This window comes from Staphylococcus sp. HMSC035D11 (genome assembly GCF_001836075.1).
GTDB classification, from domain to species: domain Bacteria; phylum Bacillota; class Bacilli; order Staphylococcales; family Staphylococcaceae; genus Staphylococcus; species Staphylococcus hominis.
Genome location: NZ_KV827280.1, coordinates 21,039 through 38,981 on the forward strand (window position 1 = coordinate 21,039; position 17,943 = coordinate 38,981).

Annotated in this window: 18 protein-coding genes and 1 pseudogene; 12 read left to right on the forward strand and 7 right to left on the reverse strand. The window is 29.9% G+C overall.

Features of this window, described 5'->3' with window-relative positions; all coding sequences use genetic code 11:
• The first annotated feature begins 144 nt into the window (after positions 1–144).
• The 3 genes from HMPREF2647_RS09260 (at position 145) to HMPREF2647_RS09270 (ending at position 3,296) form a co-directional block, all read left to right on the forward strand.
• Positions 145–606 (forward strand): MarR family transcriptional regulator TcaR, encoded by a 462-nt coding sequence (locus tag HMPREF2647_RS09260; protein ID WP_017174925.1) that lies wholly within the window; start codon positions 145–147, stop codon positions 604–606.
• A gap of 99 nt (positions 607–705) precedes the next feature.
• Complete coding sequence (locus HMPREF2647_RS09265) at positions 706–2,070, forward strand: membrane-associated protein TcaA (protein ID WP_019834778.1); 1,365 nt, start codon at positions 706–708, stop codon at positions 2,068–2,070.
• Positions 2,071–2,090: 20 nt separating this feature from the next.
• Positions 2,091–3,296 (forward strand): putative multidrug effflux MFS transporter TcaB, encoded by a 1,206-nt coding sequence (locus HMPREF2647_RS09270; RefSeq protein ID WP_070859989.1) that lies wholly within the window; start codon positions 2,091–2,093, stop codon positions 3,294–3,296.
• A 53-nt stretch (positions 3,297–3,349) separates the two neighbouring features.
• Here the strand turns inward: HMPREF2647_RS09270 and HMPREF2647_RS09275 are convergent, their stop codons facing one another.
• Positions 3,350–3,901, reverse strand: a complete 552-nt coding sequence (locus HMPREF2647_RS09275; protein ID WP_017174922.1) for a TetR/AcrR family transcriptional regulator C-terminal domain-containing protein — start codon at positions 3,899–3,901, stop codon at positions 3,350–3,352.
• A gap of 120 nt (positions 3,902–4,021) precedes the next feature.
• On the opposite strand from HMPREF2647_RS09275, the gene HMPREF2647_RS09280 reads away from it, so the two are divergent.
• Together HMPREF2647_RS09280 and HMPREF2647_RS09285 are read left to right on the forward strand one after the other, a co-directional pair.
• Positions 4,022–4,669 (forward strand): HlyD family secretion protein, encoded by a 648-nt coding sequence (locus HMPREF2647_RS09280; protein WP_048682185.1) that lies wholly within the window; start codon positions 4,022–4,024, stop codon positions 4,667–4,669.
• 12 nt (positions 4,670–4,681) lie between these two features.
• Positions 4,682–6,775 carry a DHA2 family efflux MFS transporter permease subunit gene (locus HMPREF2647_RS09285; protein WP_070859990.1) on the forward strand — a complete coding sequence of 698 codons (2,094 nt, stop codon included), beginning with the start codon at positions 4,682–4,684 and terminating at the stop codon, positions 6,773–6,775.
• A gap of 78 nt (positions 6,776–6,853) precedes the next feature.
• Here the strand turns inward: HMPREF2647_RS09285 and HMPREF2647_RS09290 are convergent, their stop codons facing one another.
• The gene (locus HMPREF2647_RS09290) at positions 6,854–7,483 is read right to left on the reverse strand and encodes a hypothetical protein (RefSeq protein ID WP_049382597.1); all 630 of its coding nucleotides are present in this window, start codon (positions 7,481–7,483) and stop codon (positions 6,854–6,856) included.
• Positions 7,484–7,676: 193 nt separating this feature from the next.
• Between HMPREF2647_RS09290 and HMPREF2647_RS09295 the strand changes: the two genes are divergently transcribed.
• Positions 7,677–8,576: an alpha/beta hydrolase fold domain-containing protein gene (locus tag HMPREF2647_RS09295; RefSeq protein ID WP_019834783.1), complete on the forward strand. Its 900-nt coding sequence runs from the start codon at positions 7,677–7,679 to the stop codon at positions 8,574–8,576.
• A gap of 51 nt (positions 8,577–8,627) precedes the next feature.
• On the opposite strand, the gene HMPREF2647_RS09300 is transcribed toward HMPREF2647_RS09295, so the two are convergent.
• Positions 8,628–9,044 carry a hypothetical protein gene (locus HMPREF2647_RS09300; RefSeq protein ID WP_017174917.1) on the reverse strand — a complete coding sequence of 139 codons (417 nt, stop codon included), beginning with the start codon at positions 9,042–9,044 and terminating at the stop codon, positions 8,628–8,630.
• On the reverse strand, positions 9,044–9,523 hold the full coding sequence (locus tag HMPREF2647_RS09305; protein ID WP_070443393.1) for a thioesterase family protein: 480 nt from the start codon (positions 9,521–9,523) through the stop codon (positions 9,044–9,046). Before HMPREF2647_RS09305 ends, HMPREF2647_RS09300 begins: the two co-directional genes overlap by 1 nt.
• A gap of 121 nt (positions 9,524–9,644) precedes the next feature.
• Here HMPREF2647_RS09305 and corA point away from each other — a divergent pair, with 121 nt between their 5' ends.
• The gene (gene corA, locus HMPREF2647_RS09310) at positions 9,645–10,592 is read left to right on the forward strand and encodes a magnesium/cobalt transporter CorA (protein ID WP_017174915.1); all 948 of its coding nucleotides are present in this window, start codon (positions 9,645–9,647) and stop codon (positions 10,590–10,592) included.
• Positions 10,593–10,626: 34 nt separating this feature from the next.
• The gene (gene fni, locus HMPREF2647_RS09315; protein WP_019834785.1) at positions 10,627–11,676 is read left to right on the forward strand and encodes a type 2 isopentenyl-diphosphate Delta-isomerase; all 1,050 of its coding nucleotides are present in this window, start codon (positions 10,627–10,629) and stop codon (positions 11,674–11,676) included.
• Positions 11,677–11,737: 61 nt separating this feature from the next.
• Here fni and HMPREF2647_RS09320 read toward each other — a convergent pair whose 3' ends face one another.
• On the reverse strand, positions 11,738–12,346 hold the full coding sequence (locus HMPREF2647_RS09320; protein ID WP_017174913.1) for a DNA-3-methyladenine glycosylase: 609 nt from the start codon (positions 12,344–12,346) through the stop codon (positions 11,738–11,740).
• A gap of 294 nt (positions 12,347–12,640) precedes the next feature.
• Between HMPREF2647_RS09320 and HMPREF2647_RS09325 the strand changes: the two genes are divergently transcribed.
• Positions 12,641–12,967, forward strand: a complete 327-nt coding sequence (locus tag HMPREF2647_RS09325; protein WP_017174912.1) for a YnfA family protein — start codon at positions 12,641–12,643, stop codon at positions 12,965–12,967.
• A gap of 29 nt (positions 12,968–12,996) precedes the next feature.
• Entirely contained in the window at positions 12,997–14,007 is a 1,011-nt protein-coding gene (locus HMPREF2647_RS09330; RefSeq protein WP_017174911.1) for an aldose epimerase family protein, read from the forward strand.
• Between the two features lie 55 nt (positions 14,008–14,062).
• Here HMPREF2647_RS09330 and HMPREF2647_RS09335 read toward each other — a convergent pair whose 3' ends face one another.
• Positions 14,063–14,719, reverse strand: coding sequence for an MOSC domain-containing protein (locus tag HMPREF2647_RS09335; protein ID WP_017174910.1), 657 nt, complete (start codon positions 14,717–14,719; stop codon positions 14,063–14,065).
• 160 nt (positions 14,720–14,879) lie between these two features.
• Between HMPREF2647_RS09335 and HMPREF2647_RS09340 the strand changes: the two genes are divergently transcribed.
• Complete coding sequence (locus tag HMPREF2647_RS09340) at positions 14,880–15,569, forward strand: ribose 5-phosphate isomerase A (protein ID WP_048762126.1); 690 nt, start codon at positions 14,880–14,882, stop codon at positions 15,567–15,569.
• A 271-nt stretch (positions 15,570–15,840) separates the two neighbouring features.
• Here HMPREF2647_RS09340 and HMPREF2647_RS09345 read toward each other — a convergent pair.
• A pseudogene (locus tag HMPREF2647_RS09345) lies at positions 15,841–16,669 on the reverse strand (lysostaphin resistance A-like protein); the annotation flags it as partial.
• A 256-nt stretch (positions 16,670–16,925) separates the two neighbouring features.
• Between HMPREF2647_RS09345 and hutG the strand changes: the two are divergent.
• Positions 16,926–17,861 carry a formimidoylglutamase gene (gene hutG / locus HMPREF2647_RS09350; RefSeq protein ID WP_019835632.1) on the forward strand — a complete coding sequence of 312 codons (936 nt, stop codon included), beginning with the start codon at positions 16,926–16,928 and terminating at the stop codon, positions 17,859–17,861.
• Positions 17,862–17,943: the final 82 nt, after the last annotated feature.

Sequence of the window (17,943 nt, forward strand, 5' to 3'; positions counted from 1 at the left end):
ATTTAAATGTAATGAAAGGGTCACAATTTAGCAACTATTATATTTTTCTATTTGTTTTCAACGTGGAAAATTATTGATATTATTTAACAGAGTATAAAAATTAACTACATAATATATGAAATTATTTAAGTAAGGAGATTTGTAATGAATAGAATCTCAAAAAATCATATTGAATTTATGAAACATTTCATAGACGATACAAATACATTAACGTCTAAACTTTTAAAAGATCAACAAGTAAAATATGGTGTTTCTACTGAGCAATCGAATGTACTACGATTACTTAGTCATCATCAAGCTTTATCTATAACAGAAATTACTGAAAAACAAGGGGTTAATAAAGCGGCAGTAAGTCGTCGTATAAAAAAATTAATAGAAAGTGACTTTGTTGCATTACAGAAGCCTAACGATAAAATAGATCAACGTTTAAAGTATATTGTCTTAACAGAGAAAGGGCGCCAATATACGGAAGAAAATAACGAAATTATAAGTCAAATTGTGAATGATATGGTTAAAGACTTATCTAGTAGTGATATAGAAAAAGCTCTGAGTGTGCTTTATATTATAGATGAACGTGTGAAGCAGTTTAATGCTAAGGTAAAATAAACGTTAATCGGAAGTTATCTCCACAAGAAAAAAGGGTTATAATATTTGTGTGAAAAATATAAATGACATTGCATCTTATGAGAGGAAGTTGATGAGAAAATGAAACAATGTCCTTATTGTGGACAAGAATTAAATAAAAGTGATAAGCAATGTTCTAATTGTGGAAATATGATACCAAAAGAAAAAAATAAAGCAACATCGTCCTCTCAATCAGAACAATCTAATTTAAAATTTAAAAAGTTTATTCCGTGGGTCATTATAGCTTTCATTGTTGTTTTAATTGGTATTGTTTTCATACTATTAAGAAATTTCAATTCCCCCGAAGCTCAAACTAAAATTCTTGTAAACGCGATTGATAACAATGACGCTCAAAAAGTAGCGACATTAATTAGTACTAAAGATGTTCCTGTAGATGATGAAGAAGCAAGTGTTTATATTCAATATATTAAAGATGAAGTTGGAATGATGAAATTTATTCACGATGTCAAACACACAACAGATAAATTAAATAAAAGTAATCATGATTCTGCCTATATACAAACAAAAACAGATAAAAATGTATTAAAAATTAGTAAAAATGGAACGCGTTTTTTAATCTTTAATAACATGAGTTATAGACCACCTACAAAAACGGTTATTGTTAAGCCGAAAATAGATACAAAATATAAATTTAAAGCTGGTGGAAAACGTAGAGTCATTCATGCAAAGGCGAATCAAGCAACTTCTATTGGCAAATACATTCCAGGTGTTTATGCTATCGATGCTGAAAAAGACACGGAATATGGTCATTTTACAGGTCAAATGAAATTTGATTTTAGATATGCTAAAGGAAATACTGTGGATGTTAATGAGAACTTTAACGAAGCTGCACTTAAAGTTAAATTAAAGGGTAAAAGTGACTTAGATAAAAACACATTAAAAGTAACTATTAATGATAAAGAAATGAAATATGATGCATCAAAAATATATGGTCCATATCCTCAAAATAAAGACATTAGTGTTTCAGCTACAGGTATGGTTAAAGACAAAACATTTACGTCTACAAGTAAAACAATAAAAGCAAAAGATTTAGGAAACATTAATAGTGCCATACTGGACTTTGATGAAGATAAAATTTCTGATTATGTTTCAAAGAAAACTGAAGAAGAAAGTATACTTAGAGTTACGTTAGAACCATTTTTTAATCAATATGCTTATGCTCTAAATAATGCTATTAATCAACAAAATTTTGATATAATAAGTCCATTTCTAAAAAATAAGTCTGATGCATATATAGATATAAAAAATCATTTAAGTGATTCAAAGCATTTTGAGTTCTCACAGTTGTTAAGTGCAACTCAAAGTGGAGATATTATTAAAGCTAAAGTACAACAAATTAATCAACGCGGAGAAATAGAATATGTCACTTATGAAATAGAAGAAAATAAAGATAATGGAATATTACAAATTATAAACATTAAATAGATACTAAGGAGAATATTTAAATGGAACAAAGACATAACCAAGATAAGCATTCCTTGTTATTTATTATTATTCTAGGTATGTTGACTGCTATAGGACCTTTAGCGATTGATATGTTCTTACCCGGTTTACCTGAATTGAAAAATGATTTCAACACTACGACAGCTCATGCTCAATTAACACTATCGTTTTTTATGATTGGTCTTGGAATTGGTAATTTATTTGTAGGACCGATTTCCGATAGTTTGGGGCGTAAAAAACCTTTAATTATCGTTATGACCATTTTTACTCTTGCAAGTCTCGGAATCATATTTGTTCATAACATATGGCTTATGATTATCTTAAGACTTTTACAAGGTATTACTGGGGGAGGCGCGGCAGTTATTTCAAGAGCCATTGCAAGTGATTTATATAAAGGTAATGAATTAACTAAATTCCTATCTTTATTAATACTAGTTAATGGTGTTGCTCCGGTTATTGCGCCTGCGCTTGGAGGTATCATTTTAAGTGTAGCAGTTTGGAGAGTCATATTTGTTATATTAACTATCTTCGGTATATTAATGGTAATGGGGAGTCTAACAAAAATACCAGAATCGTTAAGTTTAGAGTATAGAGATAGCAGTGGTATCAAAGTGATATTTCAGAATTTTAAAAGCTTATTAGGTACACCACGATTTGTGCTACCCATGCTCATACAAGGTGTTTCATTTATTTTATTATTTAGTTATATTTCTGCTTCACCGTTTTTAGTTCAAAAAATTTATGGTGTCTCTCCACTGCATTTTAGTTGGATGTTTGCTGGAATAGGAATAACATTAATCGTCTCTAGTCAATTAACAGGAAAATTAGTAGATTATATTCATACGCAAACACTTTTAAGGTTATTGACATGTATCCAAATTATTGGTGTATGTATTGTTTCGTTAACGCTCATCCAACATGGATCATTCATTTTTTTAGTGATTGGTTTTATAACATTAGTAGCTCCAGTTACAGGTGTAGCTACTTTAGGGTTTTCTATTGCGATGGAGGAAAGTACCACTGGTAATGGTAGTGCTTCAAGTTTATTAGGACTTGTGCAATTTTTATTTGGAGGTATTGTTACACCTTTGGTAAATGTAAAAGGAGAATATAACAGTATGCCTTATCTAACAATCATTATTAGTGCAATTGTAATCCTTGTTATTTTACACCTTATTAATTTTAAAGTGTTTAAAACAAAAAGATAAATAAAAAGGAGCAAAACAGAGTTTAATTTGATTCTGTCTTGCTCCCTTCTTTATTATCTCTGTAACTTAATTGTATTGGATAATAAAGAATTTGCTACTTCTTTAGGACTTTCTTGGCAACCGCTTCTTAGCCAATAAAGAATTACTCCAATTTGACCGCTAATGGTATAAGAAATAAAAAGTCCTCTATTTTGAATTAAGGTTTCATTTTCAACTAAAATCTTATCGTAATATTTCTTTGTAATATCTAAGTAGTCCATAACTAAACTTCTATTTGGATTTGAGATAAAAATAGCGTGAAAAAAAGATTTCTTTCTATATATATATTTAAGAATAATATGAAAGAACTTAAATACTTTTTCAGGCTCTTTTTTTATATTGTGAAAATTATTAGAAAGTGTTTTTAATAATTTTTCATACTTATTTAGATGGTAACTTTGGATTGTAGACAATAAGTCATATTTATCCTGAAAATTATCATAAAATGTTGAACGATTAATTTTACTTTGTGCACATATCATTTTAATTGAAATTTGTTCGAAGGGATAATCTTCTAGCAAATCGATCATACTTATTATAATTTTATATTTCGCTTTTAATTTCATGCATGTCACCTAAATTTAAAAAATAACCGACAATTTTTTAAGTTTTGTTGGTGTTTTTTTTACTGATATGTCTTTATAATATATAAAGTGATTTTTAAAAGCAAATAGGAGGAAAATTCAATGAAGAAAATGGTGTTAATCAATATCATTACTATCGTTGCTTTAGTTATTATCGGAGTAGTTGGATTTTATTTCTATCATAATGCAACTAGCTATGTAACAACTGATAACGCTAAAGTTGACGGTAATCAAATTAAAATTGCGAGTCCAGCATCTGGACAAATTAAATCTTTTGACGCAAAACAAGGCGATCAATTGAAAAAAGGTGACACAGTCGCAGAAGTAACTGCTCAAGGTCAAGATGGTCAAACTCAAGATCAAAAAATTAAAATGCCACAAGATGGTACAATTGCTAAAACTGATGGAATGGAAGGTTCTATCGCTCAAGCAGGTTCACCAATTGCTTATGCATATAATTTAGATGATTTATACATTACAGCTAATATCGATGAAAATGATTTAAGTAGCATTGAAAAAGGCGATAAAGTTGATGTAACAATCGACGGTCAAGATTCTAAAATCGATGGTAAAATTAAAGAAATCGGAAAAGCAACTGCAAATAGTTTCTCATTAATGCCATCATCAAACAGTGACGGTAACTATACTAAAGTTTCACAAGTGATTCCTGTGAAAATTTCTTTAGATTCACAACCATCTAAAAATGTTGTTCCTGGAATGAACGCTGAAGTTAAAATCCATAAAGACTAAGGAGGTCATAAAATGACAGTGACCTTCATTATTGGATATATCGTTGCAGCGGTCATTTTAATTGGTTTAATTAATTTATTCGTGTTGAAATCACGTCATAAATCTAAATTAAATCAATCAAAGGGACAACAAATAAATGAAGAATCTAAGAGTCAAAATAATCCATCTAAATTTAAAATGAGTGACTTAGAACAAAATAACGATGCAAAGAATGCATCCTCTTCTCAAATCAGTGAAGAGAAAAAACGTTACTTTAATAATGATCAATCTCATTATAAGGAAGATAACGATATCAATAATGATAAAAGAAAAAATCATTTTGAAGAAGAACAAGAGCAACAAGATTCATCTTCAGAACAAATTCATCCTGAGCAAAAGCAAACGTCACATTCCTTACACTACTCAGATGATGAACAACGCAATACGCATTCTGAAGATACAGTAAATCATAATGATAGAGATGTTAATAATCAACATCTTTCCAAAGATTCTATTTATGAACCTATTAATCCTGATTCACAAGAAGGACGTGTGAACGAACGTATAAAAAATCAAAACCAAGATTTTGTTTTCGGTAAAGGGATTACAAGAGGTAAAATTTTAGCTGCTATGTTGTTTGGTATGTTTATCGCAATTTTAAACCAAACATTACTTAATGTAGCTTTACCTAGAATTAATACAGAATTCAATATTTCTGCTTCAACTGGTCAATGGTTGATGACAGGATTCATGTTAGTAAACGGTATTTTAATACCAATAAGTGCGTTCTTATTTAATAAATATTCATATCGTAAGCTATTTTTAATAGCGCTTGTATTATTTACAATTGGCTCATTAGTTTGTGGTATTTCAACTAACTTCCCAATTATGATGGGAGGACGTGTTTTACAAGCGATTGGCGCAGGTATATTAATGCCATTAGGATCTAATGTAATTGTTACCATTTTCCCACCTGAAAAACGTGGTGTGGCAATGGGAACAATGGGTATCGCAATGATTCTTGCTCCAGCGATTGGGCCAACATTATCTGGTTACATCGTCCAAAATTATCATTGGAATGTTATGTTTTATATGATGTTTATCTTAGGACTACTTGCTTTCTTATTTGGATTAGCATGGTTCAAAATTTATCAAAAAACAATCAATCCTAAAGCAGATTATCGTGGTATCGTATATAGTACAATTGGATTTGGTGCTTTATTATATGGCTTTAGTGAAGCTGGTAATAAAGGATGGGGTTCAACTGAAATCATTATAATGTTTATCATTGGTGTTGTGTTCATCATCTTATTTGTTATTCGTGAATTAACAATGAAAGCACCAATGCTTAATTTAGAAGTGCTAAAATCACCAACATACACACTTACTACTGTTATAAACATGGTAGTAATGATGAGTTTATTCGGAGGTATGATTTTATTACCATTATATCTTCAAAATTTACGTGGTTTCTCAGCATTAGATTCTGGTTTACTATTATTACCAGGATCATTATTAATGGGGGTATTAGGACCTGTTGCTGGTAAATTACTTGATACTATTGGTCTTAAACCACTTGCTTTATTCGGTATTGCAGTGATGACTTATGGAACGTATGAATTAACAAAATTGAATATGGATACTTCTTATCTTCATATTATGAGTATTTATGTAATACGTTCGCTAGGTATGGCGTTTGTTATGATGCCGTTAATGACTGCAGCTATCAATGCTTTACCACCTCGCTTAATTTCTCATGGTAATGCGTTCTTAAATACGATGAGACAATTAGCTGGTTCAATTGGTACTGCGATTCTTGTTACTGTAATGACAACTCAATCTACAAATCATCTTAATGCATTTGCAACTGAATTAGATAAAACTAATCCAGTCATTCAAGATCATGTACGTGAAATGGCCGCACAATATGGGGGTCAACAAGGCGCATTACAAGTTATCTTGACTTATGTAAATAAATTAGCCTCAATCGAAGGGATCAATGATGCGTTTTGGATTGCTACAGCATTAAGTGTCTTAGCATTCGTTTTAAGTTTATTCTTAAAAGGTAAAAAAGGTGCTGAAGCTGAACATGACAGATTGATGAGTAAAGAAAGTAATAAATTTTAATAAATAAAAAAGGTATTGGACATATAAAACGTTCAATACCTTTTTTTATTTTATTAAATATAAAATGAGATGACATGTCTATTTGATTCTAGGATGACGATTTCTAAAGAAAAAGCTTATAAATAATAACGCTAAACTACTTGAAAGTAAGATCAGTGCATTGTGAATAGCATCTGCTTCAGTAATAATTTGATTTGGTGGTAAATCTAAGAAAAAGGAATGCAAGTTCTGAGAGATTTGCTTTCCTAACATTTGAATTGTATAACTAAAGGAAAAAGCAATCATTAACGCAACAGCGATAATGATGAAATTAATCACTTTTAAAATCGTTCTATTAAATACAATGGTTAAAATTGAAATAATCATGCTGCCAATACATAAAACGAAAAATATATTAAAAGCTAGAATAAATTTATCGATTACACCTTGTAAGTTAGCGACTTCACTAATATTAATATTGAGTGGTCCAATCTGAGTAGTTGTATTTTGAAAATTTTTAATCTCAGAGAAATCAATCGCTTGATTTGCAAGAACAAAATTTAGAATAGGCTGTTTATACATGCTATAACAAGTAATCCCTACAAGTATAAGAATAATGATATGTATAATTAAACTTATCCACGAATTTTTCTTTTTACCATAATAAGCTTGTTGGTTAACACGATCATATGGGGGGCGGTTTGTTTGATATTTATTAGGATTTTGCATTATTATTACTCCTTTGCCGTCATTCATTTGTTTTCTATAGTTGACTCATTTATACTGAATTTAATATGCAATAGGCACTTATATGAACTAGATTGCTCATTTTTAATCATATAAATAGTATTATATCGTTTTTTAAGCTTTCTGTAATAAAGTTTGATTAATTTTATAAATTTATAAGGTAGGTAAAAATTTTATGAAAACACGTATGGTAAATAGAATTGTTAATAAATATTTACTACATAATCGCTCAATTCAGTTTAAGAGTAAAGACGAATTTGAATCGTTTATGGAGCGTAGAAAAGATATTAATAGAGCGAAACATAAGCAACCTCCAACTTTAAATGTGAAAGCAAATCTTGATAAATTATCTTTAGGAGATATGCAAGTGTTTAGATTTAATTTTCGTCACGAAACTAAAAAGAAAATTTTGTATATTCATGGTGGGTATAACACGTTACAACCTTCTCCATTCCATTGGAGATTAATGGATAAACTTGCACTCAACACTTTATATGAGGTCGTTTTACCGATATATCCTAAAGCACCAGAGTTTCATCTTAAAGATACATTTAAAGCAATTAATAATGTATATGAATCGTTATTAAGTGAAGTTAATAATGAAAACATTGTTATTATGGGTGATGGAACTGGTGGAGCACTTGCACTTAGTTATGTACAACAATTAGTAGAAAATGACAAACCTTTACCATACAAAATATGTTTAATTTCTCCGATGCTTGATGCAACAATGACAAATCCTCAAATTACTGAATATTTGGTTGAAAAAGATCGCTTTGTTAATATTCAAGGGCTTCAAAACATAATGAATGTGTGGAGTGATAAAGAACCATTATCAAATTCTTTAATTTCGCCGATATATGGAATAAAACAAGGATTGCCACCAATTATAATGTTTGGTGGTGGTAAGGAAATTTATTATCCAGATATGCAACGTTTGGCATATGAATTGGAAACGCATCATCAATCTATACAATTTTTTGAGTATCCAAAAATGTTTCATGACTTTGCGTTATTCCCAATTCATGAATCTCATAAGGTGATTAAACAAATTAATAAGGCAATTCATGAATAATGATAAGGACTAAAGTAGAATCGAGTTAGATTTTACTTTAGTCCTATATTTTTATATTGAATATTTATTGACTTGCGATAATAATTCACTAATTATATCATGTTGGCCTTTACAATGATAATAAGTATCGAGAGATTGTGCCAATCTTAAGTTTTCTTTGGGTTCATAAGTTGTAGTATGTAACTCTATTACATTTAAAAGTTGTTTTTCAACGTCTTGCGAATATCTTTTTAGATTAGCTATTAAATCATTTTCATCCGTAGTCGTTTTAATTTCTCTATCTAATGCTTCTATCGCTTGTTTTTGTCCTTGGTAAAAACTAATATTAAATGTTCGTTGAATGAGCTCTCGACTAGGTCCATTCATAAATAGTGAACGGTTTTCATTTAATTCAATTAAATGTATTTTAAGTGTATCACTAAGGTCAAATAGTGTGTTTTCTAAGATTTCAGAAATAGTGTCTGTCATTATGCCTCTCCTTTCTTTGGAATGCCAATTTGATGTCCTAATGATTTAGGCCAGCGCTTATCATATTGAGAATCATAGTATATTTGGATATTAGATTTATAGTGTGCGGGGAAAGAAGCAGGTCGGCGTGTTGAACGATTAATACCCATCATCATTATTTCGCTTGTTGCAGCTAAAGTTTCATCATTTTTAAATAATTCTAAAAAGAAGTGAACACGTTTTTCATCATAATTATAAATACGAACACGAACTGAAAATGATTCTTCGAAGTGTAATTCCTTTAAATAGGTTGTATGTTCTTCGACTGTAAATGTTGTATAAATAAGCGCTTCTCTTTCTTTCAATGATAAACCATTATAATGATTAAATTCACTAATAACTTCACTGAAAACTGAATTATATTCTGCATCGTGCATATGTTGGTTAAAATCAACTTGAGAAGATACTACACTTTTATGAATAATAAATGGATAGTTCATAATATTTTATCCCTTCTTTAAAATTTTATAAAAATACTTTACTAACATAAAATAACACATACACAATATTTAATTCATGGTAGAATGATAACCGTATGGTTAAATAGGAGGAAACAGAAAGATGACCATGATAATTCGATATCAAACTAAGGACGAACCACTAACTCAAGTTGAACAAATCAGTGATGTACCTAATAATGCTACTATTGTGTGGTTGGATTTTGAAGATGCAACATCCAAAGAAAATGATTTTTTGATTGAAAACTATAATTTTAACTATTTAGAATTAGAAGATGCCATTAAAGGGGTACCACGAGTTAAATATAAATCTTATGATGATTACCAATACATGGTATTTCATAGTATGCATAAAGATAATTTTACTCCTATAGCATTGAACGTATTTCTAGACGGAAAAACATTAATTACTTATCATCAACATCATTTTGAATCATTAATGGAAGTTGTCAAGATGAATGCGCGTAAACATGATCCAGATTTAGATTGTGCTGATATCGTTATACATATCCTTGATATGATGGTAGATAAATATTTTGATTTTGTTTATACCATTGAAGATGAGGTATACAACTTTGAAGATGCACATGTAGATGATACACATAGTAAAAAAGTAATGGATAATGTCTTTCAATTACGTTCTAATCTTATAAAAATAAAACGTGTATTATTCCCAATGCAGGAACTTGTGAATACAATTAAGACTGAAGGTAACTTAATTGTAGATTATAAACATTCAATGTATATTCAACATATTGATGATCATATTATTAAACAAAATAATATTATTAGAACCTCTCAAGAAATGACAAATGAAATTCGAGAAAATTTTGAATCTTATTCTTCTTTTAGAATGAATAGTATTATGCAAGTATTGACACTCGTGTCAGTTATATTTTCTCCTTTAACATTTATAGTAGGCGTATATGGAATGAACTTTGAATATATGCCAGAGTTAAAATGGCATTATGGTTATTTTATTTGTTTAACTATAATGTTACTCATTTCAATTGCATTAATTCTCTTCTTTAAAAAGAAAAAGTGGTTTTAATATAGAACATAGTTTAAGGAAAGTAGGTTGTTACATGAGTGATATCCAAAGAGAGCAAAGAAAAAATGAACATGTAGAAATTGCAATGGCACAACAAGATGTCCCTCAATCAGATTTTGACCGTATGAGGTTTGTACATCATTCAATTCCAAATATCAATGTGAATCAAGTGGATTTAACGAGTCATACTTCAAATTTTGATATGACATTTCCCTTGTACATTAATGCAATGACAGGTGGAAGTGATTGGACTAAGACAATTAATGAAAAGTTAGCAGTCGTTGCTAGAGAAACAGGCTTAGCTATGGCTGTAGGATCTACACATGCAGCTTTAAGAAATCCTAAGATGGCTGAATCATTTAGTATTGTACGTAAAACAAACCCTGAGGGCATTATATTTAGTAATGTAGGCGCAGATGTACCAGTAGATAAAGCTGTTAAAGCAGTTGAATTATTAGACGCACAAGCTTTACAAGTACATGTGAACGCACCACAAGAATTAGTGATGCCAGAAGGGAATAGAGAGTTTTCGACATGGTTAGAAAATGTGGAAGCAATTGTTCAACGCGTGAGTGTACCTGTTATCATTAAAGAAGTAGGATTTGGCATGAGTAAAGAATTACTACAATCTTTAGTAAATATAGGCGTGACGTATGTAGATGTGAGTGGAAAGGGTGGCACTAATTTTGTCACGATAGAAAATGAGCGTCGTTCAAATAAAGACATGGATTACCTTTCAAATTGGGGCCAATCGACTGTAGAATCACTACTTGAAAGTATAAGTTATCAAGATAAACTAAATGTATTTGCAAGTGGTGGATTACGCACACCTTTAGATGCAATTAAAAGTTTAGCTTTAGGTGCAAAAGCTGTTGGCATGTCACGTCCATTTTTAAATCAAGTTGAACATGCTGGTATCACTAGTACCATTGAATATGTAGAATCATTTATAGACCATATGAAATCTATTATGACAATGTTAGATGCTAAAGATATTAATGATTTAAAACAAAGTAAAATTGTTTTTGATAGTAAGTTAATGTCTTGGATAGAACAAAGACATTTAAAAGTTGAACGTGGATAATATTAATCGCTTTTGAAGAAGGATGACCTTTTCAAAAGCGATTTTTTTATTGAATGAGGTGTTACTTCCATGTTTCTTCTGGTAATAGACAATCAGATTTTCTCATTCTAGAGACATATGGATTTCCTTTAACAGTATATCTTAAGTGTTTTTCTGTCCATTCACCTTTATTTGGGATACCTATACGTGCACTTTCTTCAATCTCTCTAGGAAATTTTCTATTCTTTACATCAATAGATAAACGACATTGATTAATTGTTGAACCATCTATTGCTCTAGGAATATTAAATGCTTTAGTCCACTTTCCTGGCCCATTTGTAAGTTCGAAACCAGATTTATTTCGGTTGATTTTCATAGTTTCGATACCATCTTCAGGTTCAACTGCACGTATTAAGACACCTTCTGGGATACCTTCTTCACGTGTTACTAAATTAATAAGTAAATGCGTATGCATAACATGGCCATATATGGTTCCACCACGTTGATATAAAGAAGTGACTTTAGGCGTTTGTTTCCCACCAAATCCATGTGCTGCTTTATCTTTAAAACCTAAATAAGCTTCTGTTTCGACAATATAGCCACTATAAGTTTGTGTTTGATCTTGATAACTAATTTTAACGCCTAATAAAGATTTAGCCGTTTCAATTGTTGGTTTATTTACAAAGTCCAATATAAATACCTCTTTCTTTAAATGAATCATTTGGATGCTTGTCTAAATTTTTTAATAATTTTATTATAGTGGAAAATGTTAGAGTTAGAAAATATTAAATGCATTGATAGAGAATGAAAAAACATTTAATAGATAGCGTTTACATTTTTAAATTTATATAAAACCTATGGAATATTAATTAAAAAAGTGTAACAATATGTATTGATGATAAAGTCAAAGTTTAAAAGTAATAGATGAAATTTAAAGCAGTTTGCTACAATGAAACTAACTTTTCAAAAGTTGGTGAATAAAGAAATGATATATTCAATATTTATTTTTGTATTATCAGGTCTCTGTGAAATTGGTGGAGGCTATCTAATTTGGTTGTGGTTAAGGGAAGGACAATCAAGTTGGTTAGGGTGGATTGGTGGACTAGTGCTTGTCTTATATGGTGTGATTGCTACATTTCAAGTGTTTCCAACCTTTGGACGTGTCTATGCGGCATATGGCGGAGTGTTTATTATAATGAGTATCATATGGTCATTTGTATTTGATAAACAAATTCCAGATAAGTATGATGTCTTAGGTGCTGTTGTATGCATTATTGGCGTATTAATAATGATTTTACCAAATAGAGCCTGATCAAGCGTGTTGAGAGGGAGACGTAAGTAATGATAGTTGAAGTAGAGAAACAAAATCATGGTATAGATTTAATTAAAATAGATAATGACGATACGTATATTGTATTTACAAACTATGGAGCACGAATTGTGTGTTGGAAATATCATGATAATAATATTGTGTTAGGTAATAAAGTAGAAGCGGATGAATTTTACCCTGAAAATCCATATAAATTTGGAGCTACTATTGGACGATATGCAGGACGTATTGAAAATGCTTCTTTTAATTTGAACAATAAATATTATCAATTGGAAGAAAATGAAATGACTAATCAACTTCACGGCGGTAGTAATGGTTTAGACAGACGGTTGTTTGATTATGAAATACAAAATAATATAACAAATATTAAAGTTATATTTAAACTTCAGATACAATCAAAAGAGGATGGTTATCCTGGAGATATGATGATTAAGGTTATACATACATATGATGTTGAACATCGCTGGACGATTGAATATGAAGCAACATCAAATGAAGATACATTATTCAATCCTACAAATCATGTGTACTTTAATCTAAATAGAGATAATAATGTCATTGATAATCACTCTATAATAAGTGAACAATTAAAAATGTATCCTATTGATCAGAACCATCTTATTTCCAGTCAACAGCCTATTGATTTATTAGAACGATTTAATCATCGACCTATTCAATTTCAAGATATTTTTAATTCTGAAGATAAACAAATTAAAGAACAAATATATTTTAATAAAGGTCTCGATCACCCATTTGATATTGGTCATCATCGTCTTATCGTTGAAAATAACGAGTTTGCGTTAGATGTAGAAACAACAATGACTAATATAGTAATTTTTACTTTTAATGATACATCAGAATGGAAGAGTGATTTTAATATTTATAAACCTCATTCAGGTGTAGCGCTAGAAACACAATACTTACCTAATGATATTAATAATGAAGGCAATAAAGCTAAGTCAATTCTAAAAGCTAATGTTCCATTTTATGCGAAGACAATATATCATATTTCAGAAAAATAACTTTATTTTTATTCAGAAACATACCACTATGACATTAAGTGATAGTGGTATGTTTCTATTTATTCATTGCTTTTTCTTTTAATAATTTCAATTTTTCAATACGTTTAGGAGATAAGTAAGGATTATTAATAGCTTTATTTAAACGATCTATATTTTCACGGTCATTATAATAAATATCATTCAAATTTTGAACAGATAAGCGTGTAGGAGATTCAGCAGTTTTAAGGAGTAATAAATGATCTTGTTGCTGCACATAACCTTCTTTTAAAACACGCATATAAAATCCTGTTTTACCTGAGGAAGACATCCGCTTAACTAAATGTTTAATACCATACTTTCTTTGAATCTTCCAGCAAGGTTCACGTATTTCAGAAACTTCTACAATTGCCTCTCCTAATTGATATTGATTTCCAAAATACACATCATTTTCATCAAGGTCAACGAGAGTTAAATTTTCACCAAACATTGCATAATCAGGTAGTATATTAATATCATCTTTATACATTGCATAATTTTTCTTACTAAAACAACAAACAGCTTTGTGTGGACCACCATGGTCCTTATAAGCTTGTTCATCCTCACTGAACCCTGTATAAGATAACCACATTTTTCCAGAAAACATTGTTTTATTTAAAGCAGAATGCATTGGACGTTTTTGATCATAGTTTAAAGTTTCAATTTTACCAGTTGAAATAGCATATACGGGAATCATGTTATGGTCTCCTTTTTTATCATATCTGTTATTTTACTATATTTTTAAAAAGTATAAAAATATCTTTTGATAAATTAAATGAATGTAAAATAGACCTAGGTATTTTAAAAAGGCTAGTGTAAAATAATAAATGAGTATATGAAAAGGAGTTATAGTACCGATGAAGGATGCGAAAGAACTCAAATTAATGACGACAGATGATGCAGTAGCTCAAATCCAAGATAATATGATTCTTGGAATTGGAACAGGAAGTACAATTGAACTATTGATTCCTAAGATTGCAGAGCGTATTCAACAAGATAATTTAAATGTTACAGGTGTATGTACATCTAATAAAAGTGAATTTCTTGCTAAACAATATAATATTAATGTGGTTGATATTAATGATATTACTTATATAGATTTAGCTATTGATGGTGCAGATGAAATTGATTCAGATTTAAACCTTATTAAGGGAGGCGGTGGTGCCTTATTCAGAGAGAAAGTCATTGATGAAATGGCAAGACAATTTATAGTTTTAGCAGACGAAAGTAAAATAGTAAATTACTTAGGTGAAACTTTCAAATTACCTATTGAAGTTGATAAATTTAACTGGTTACTGATATCTAAAAAAATTGAAGCATATAATGATATCTCAGTCGAACGAAGAATGAATGAGGATATACCATTTATTACAGATAATGGGAATTATATTTTAGACTGTGAATTAAAAAGTAAGATAGATCCTTATCAATTACATGAATTTTTAATTCATCTCACAGGTGTGCTAGAAACAGGTTATTTTTTAGATATGACAACACAAGCGATTATTGGCACTCAAGAAGGAATTAAAGTAATTAATAAGAAGTAAAAAAGAGAGGAACATGTTTAAGTTCCTCTCTTTTCTTTTTATTTATTAGATTTATGGATATCATTGATTTCTTCTTTTACATTATCCACTACAGATGAGCGTCTATCTTCTGTATATTTAGAAGATGATTTTAAATGATGATCACCGTCTTGGACTTCAGATTCATTAGTCTGTGTATGAGTCACATTATTTTCTTGTAACGATTGATGTGACGTTTCTTTTTTATCCAATTCACTATTAGATATCTTATTTGAATCATCTGTGTCATCATTTACATGGTCTAAATAATTATTAGGTTCTACTTCATCTAATGATTGGTTTGTTGTTTTATATAAGATAAAGCGAATGACTAAACTTAAAAGAATGAAAATAATACCAACAATTGTAGTACTTAAAGCAATGACTTTCATAGAGAATAAGTCGCCAGTTTCTTCGCTAAATAAGAATACTTGAGCAAATGTCATTGCAGCATGGAATAACATTGCAATATAAATCGTACGACCTTTAGTTGCTCTAATTAATTCACCGACAATCATTGAAAACATAAATGTATATAAGAAGTGATAACCTGCATATTGCATTCCATATGTCGTGTTAATAGTCCAAATAGAATACATTAAACCTACAATGATTGAAGCAAAAAATGTATTGACTTTACTTTCAACAATATTTTGTAAATATGAACGGAATCCAAATTCAGCAAAGAAAGCCATGAAAATATGACCAATCATAATTGTAAATACAGATACTGATAAATCATTGGCTTGTAATAAAATAAAACTATCAGCAAATCTATTGAAACTCATCATTCCAATAATAAAAATAATGAGCGGCAAAATTAACGCAAGTATTATACGTTCAATAACTCTAATATCAATAGAGAAATTCAAACCAGCTAGTTGAGTACGCTTATTTTTAAATGCAATAATACAAATTATTGCAGCAATAAATGGCGCTAAATTATTAATACTAAACACAAAACGTTTAATACCAATAGATGCTTGAAAGTCTCGCAGGATTAAAGACAATGCCATTGTAACAACGAAAAATACAAAAATTGTTAAAGCCCATTGAAATCCTGAAATACGTTTCGTCTTCATGTATGTAACCTCCATTAGGGTAACCATATATATTCTTTTCTTAATATTATACATATTACAAGGGGATAAATAAATTGTCCATTTTAAATATCATTAAAATGTAATAGTATTGAATTATTTTTAAATTTTTGAAACTAATATTTAATGTCTGAATCATAAATTAAAGGGTAAATAATTTAATAAAAATGGGTATTGATTGTATAAAATATGTTATATGATTAAGATAACCTTAAATAATTAGGAGGCATCTAATATTATGTACAGTGAAAGCAATCCAAAACTATGGAAAGGAAGAGTAGATAGTCAAAATGATCCTAAGCAGTTTAAGCATTTTCAGACCGTCACATTTGCTAATTTAGAAAAAATAGAAAATCGTTTTGATAAAGTTGGTGTAGGTTTGTTAGGCTATGCCGTTGATAAAGGGATTGAACTGAATGAAGGAAGAATTGGTGCTAAAAAAGGACCAGACGAAATAAAAAAAGCGTTTGCCCAATTACCTGATTTAAGTGAATGTGAATCTCTTGTTGATTATGGAAATGTAGAATATACAAAAGGTTCTCTAAGTGAAGTTCAAGAAGAAATGGGACATTTGGCTGCTCGAGTTATTCAACAGCATCACCAATCTTTTTTTATTGGTGGAGGACATGATATCGCATACGCACAATACCTAGCAACGAGACACACTTATCCTGATGCTTCTATTGGCATTATTAATATCGATTCACATTTTGAGACGCGTGCTGATGTACAATCTAATTCTGGTACAATGTTCAGACAAATTTTAGAAAAAGATGATAATGTTGATTACTTAGTTTTAGGCTTATCTCAAGGTAGAAATACACGTTCTCTATATGAATATGCTGAAGAAAAAGGAATTATCTATGTATATGCAGATGAAATTTTAAATGATTTGTCTCCAACCATTAAAGATAAGATTGAACGTTTTATTCATCAGCATGAAACGATTATGTTTACAATTAGTATGGACGCCATCGATAGTGCATTTGCACCTGGAGTAAGTGAACCTACTGTCCTCGGATTGAATCCTCATTCTGTATTTAATATAGGTAAACGCGTTATATTAAGTGGAAAGACATCTTCTATTAGTATTGCTGAAGTCAATCCAAATTATGATATTGATCATCGTACTGCTCAACTTGCAGCGAATTTTATTCACCATTTTATAGAGTAGTTATTTTAAAAATTGAAATGAACTTTTAGATAAGAGTAGTCCACCATTCTAAGTAATGGATATCTACTCTTATTTAGTTATA

Bases quoted from the DNA above. Each gene is read 5' to 3' on its own strand.
- corA (WP_017174915.1), top strand. From the start codon at position 9,645: ATGACCATGATAATTCGATATCAAACTAAGGACGAACCACTAACTCAA.
- fni (WP_019834785.1), top strand. From the start codon at position 10,627: ATGAGTGATATCCAAAGAGAGCAAAGAAAAAATGAACATGTAGAAATT.
- hutG (WP_019835632.1), top strand. From the start codon at position 16,926: ATGTACAGTGAAAGCAATCCAAAACTATGGAAAGGAAGAGTAGATAGT.
- HMPREF2647_RS09275 (WP_017174922.1), bottom strand. From the start codon at position 3,901: ATGAAATTAAAAGCGAAATATAAAATTATAATAAGTATGATCGATTTG.
- HMPREF2647_RS09280 (WP_048682185.1), top strand. From the start codon at position 4,022: ATGAAGAAAATGGTGTTAATCAATATCATTACTATCGTTGCTTTAGTT.
- HMPREF2647_RS09295 (WP_019834783.1), top strand. From the start codon at position 7,677: ATGAAAACACGTATGGTAAATAGAATTGTTAATAAATATTTACTACAT.
- HMPREF2647_RS09325 (WP_017174912.1), top strand. From the start codon at position 12,641: ATGATATATTCAATATTTATTTTTGTATTATCAGGTCTCTGTGAAATT.
- HMPREF2647_RS09335 (WP_017174910.1), bottom strand. From the start codon at position 14,719: ATGATTCCCGTATATGCTATTTCAACTGGTAAAATTGAAACTTTAAAC.
- HMPREF2647_RS09300 (WP_017174917.1), bottom strand. From the start codon at position 9,044: ATGACAGACACTATTTCTGAAATCTTAGAAAACACACTATTTGACCTT.
- HMPREF2647_RS09285 (WP_070859990.1), top strand. From the start codon at position 4,682: ATGACAGTGACCTTCATTATTGGATATATCGTTGCAGCGGTCATTTTA.
- HMPREF2647_RS09265 (WP_019834778.1), top strand. From the start codon at position 706: ATGAAACAATGTCCTTATTGTGGACAAGAATTAAATAAAAGTGATAAG.
- HMPREF2647_RS09330 (WP_017174911.1), top strand. From the start codon at position 12,997: ATGATAGTTGAAGTAGAGAAACAAAATCATGGTATAGATTTAATTAAA.
- HMPREF2647_RS09340 (WP_048762126.1), top strand. From the start codon at position 14,880: ATGAAGGATGCGAAAGAACTCAAATTAATGACGACAGATGATGCAGTA.
- HMPREF2647_RS09305 (WP_070443393.1), bottom strand. From the start codon at position 9,523: ATGAACTATCCATTTATTATTCATAAAAGTGTAGTATCTTCTCAAGTT.
- HMPREF2647_RS09270 (WP_070859989.1), top strand. From the start codon at position 2,091: ATGGAACAAAGACATAACCAAGATAAGCATTCCTTGTTATTTATTATT.
- HMPREF2647_RS09290 (WP_049382597.1), bottom strand. From the start codon at position 7,483: ATGCAAAATCCTAATAAATATCAAACAAACCGCCCCCCATATGATCGT.
- HMPREF2647_RS09260 (WP_017174925.1), top strand. From the start codon at position 145: ATGAATAGAATCTCAAAAAATCATATTGAATTTATGAAACATTTCATA.